3 protein-coding genes are annotated in these 2,131 nt (G+C 61.8%); 2 read left to right on the top strand and 1 reads right to left on the bottom strand.

The window, feature by feature from the left end; all coding sequences use genetic code 11:
- Positions 1 to 1,043 (bottom strand): amidohydrolase family protein (locus tag WB528_RS18255; protein WP_423889795.1); only part of this gene is annotated, 1,043 nt, incomplete at its 3' end.
- Between the two features lie 167 nt (positions 1,044 to 1,210).
- Between WB528_RS18255 and WB528_RS18250 the strand changes: the two genes are divergently transcribed.
- Both WB528_RS18250 and WB528_RS18245 read left to right on the top strand, forming a co-directional pair.
- The gene (locus WB528_RS18250) at positions 1,211 to 1,771 is read left to right on the top strand and encodes a gluconate 2-dehydrogenase subunit 3 family protein (RefSeq protein ID WP_423889794.1); all 561 of its coding nucleotides are present in this window, start codon (positions 1,211 to 1,213) and stop codon (positions 1,769 to 1,771) included.
- Position 1,772: 1 nt separating this feature from the next.
- Positions 1,773 to 2,131: NAD(P)-binding protein (locus tag WB528_RS18245; RefSeq protein WP_423889793.1), on the top strand; the 359-nt coding region annotated here is incomplete at its 3' end.

The raw sequence follows: 2,131 nt of genomic DNA, 5'->3' as shown, positions 1-2,131 counted from the left end.
TTGTCCATCAGCACGAAGTCCGCCGCGCGGCCAACCTCGATCAGGCCGCAATCGAGCTGACGCATCCGCGCGGTGTTGCCGGTAGCAAAACAGAAGGCGATTTCGGCCGGCACTTCGCCGAGCGAGGACAGCATCGACACCATGCGCAGGATGCCGAGCGGCTGGACGCCGGAGCCGGCCGGCGCATCGGTGCCAAGGATGACGCGGCCCAGCTCGTTCATCTCGCGCGCGGTGCGCAGCGTAAACAGCGCGGAACGCTCATTGCCGTTATGAACGAGTTCGAGCCCGCGCTTGCAGCCCTCGCAGATGCAGCGGATCTGGTCGTCGGGGAGCGCGGTGTGGCCGCCATTGATGTGGCCCACGACATCGGTGTCGGCCTCGAGCACGACATCCTTGTCGATCAGGCCGGAGCCGGGAATCGAAGGCCCGCCGGGATGGATCGTGCTCTGGATGCCGTATTTGCGCGCCCATCCGACCATCTTGCGCGCAGTCGGTCCGTCCTTGACGCCGCCGAGCCCGACTTCGCCGAGCAGTTTGACGCCGGCAGCCGCCAACTCCTTGAAATCGTCTTCGACCATCTCGCATTCGATCACCGGCGCGCCGGCGTGAACCTTCACGCCACCGGGCCGCAACGTCCAGAACGCGCGCTGCGCGAAGATCGCCATCGCCTTCATTCCGACGACGTCGCGCGGCCGGCCGGGCATGTGAACTTCGCCGGCCGAAATCATGGTGGTGACGCCGCCATGCAGATAACTGTCGATCCAGCCGATCTGATTTTGCCGCGGCGTCCAGTCGCCGGCGACGGGATGAACGTGGCTGTCGATCAGGCCGGGCGCAACGGTGGTGCCGTTGGCGTCGACAATGGTGGTCGCGCCTTCCGTGTTAAGATCCTTGAAGCGGCCGATGCCGGTGATCTTGCCGTTCTCCGCGACAATCGTGTCGGCATCCAGAATCGGCTTTTCCAGTGCGCCCGAGAGCATGAGACCGATGTTGCGTATGACAAGTTTGCTTGAGCCGGTTGCCTGGGGTGCATCATGGGCCATCGCTTTATCCTTTTCGTGAAGTTCTATCTCGTCAGGCGCATAGCAGCTTCGCTCGATGTTGTTTCAGCCGCGCATCCCCTTGACTTGGTATCCAAGCTAACAAGTAATACCGCACATCCATCGCTTATCAAAAAATAATACAAACATAGCTCCGGGAGGAGAAGACCATGGCAAACATTGGTCGGCGTGGTTTTGTGAAGAGCGCGACGCTGGGTGCACTGGCCTTCTCGGTCGGCGGTGTCGAGGTCCTCCTGACGCCCAACCAGGCGAGGGCGCGCAACGTGCCGTTTCGCATGCTCGACGGCCATCAGGGCGAAACGTTAGAGGCGCTCGGCGAAACCCTGGTTCCGAAGGCGCGCGAAGCGGGTATTGCGCACTACATCGATCAGCAGTTGTCGGTGCCGCCGCACGAATCCCTGCTTCAGGCGCGCATCTTCAACTTCCGCCCGCCGTTTGCCGAATTCTACCGAAACACGATCGTGACGATCGACGACAGCAGCCGGAAGTCATTCGGCAAGGAGTTCGCGCAACTGACAGCGAAGGATCAGCGCGAATTCGTCGACCGCATGCGGCAGAACAAGATCGAGGACTGGAAAGGCAAGCCGGCCGCGTTGGCCTATGCCGTGTTGCGCGCCGATGCCGTCGATGTCGTTTACGGCACGATGGAGGGCTATAAGGCGCTCGGCATTCCCTACATGGCCCACATCGCACCGGAAAAGAGGTGGTGAGATGACCAACGAGAAAGTGGACATTGTCATCGTTGGCGCTGGCGCGTCGGGCTCGGTCTACGCCTCCGTGTTGGCGAAGGCCGGCAAGAAGGTCGTGTTGCTCGAGACCGGGCCTGATTGGGAGTTATCCGATCTCATCAGTTCGGAAATCTGGGGCCGCCGGATCAAGCCGGCGGGCGCACCGATCCTGCTCGAAGGCAGGAATCCGATGTCTTATGCGGCGCAGGGCGGCTGGGGTGTGGGTGGTGCGTCGCTGCATTATTACGCGAATTTTCCGAGGCTGCTGCCGACTGATTTCAGGATGAAGACCGAGCACGGTCGCGGGCATGACTGGCCAATCGCCTACGAAGATGTCGCGCC

Source organism: Bradyrhizobium sp. (genome assembly GCF_049586575.1).
Taxonomy (GTDB): domain Bacteria; phylum Pseudomonadota; class Alphaproteobacteria; order Rhizobiales; family Xanthobacteraceae; genus Bradyrhizobium.
This window is presented reverse-complemented; position numbering and strand designations above follow the sequence as displayed.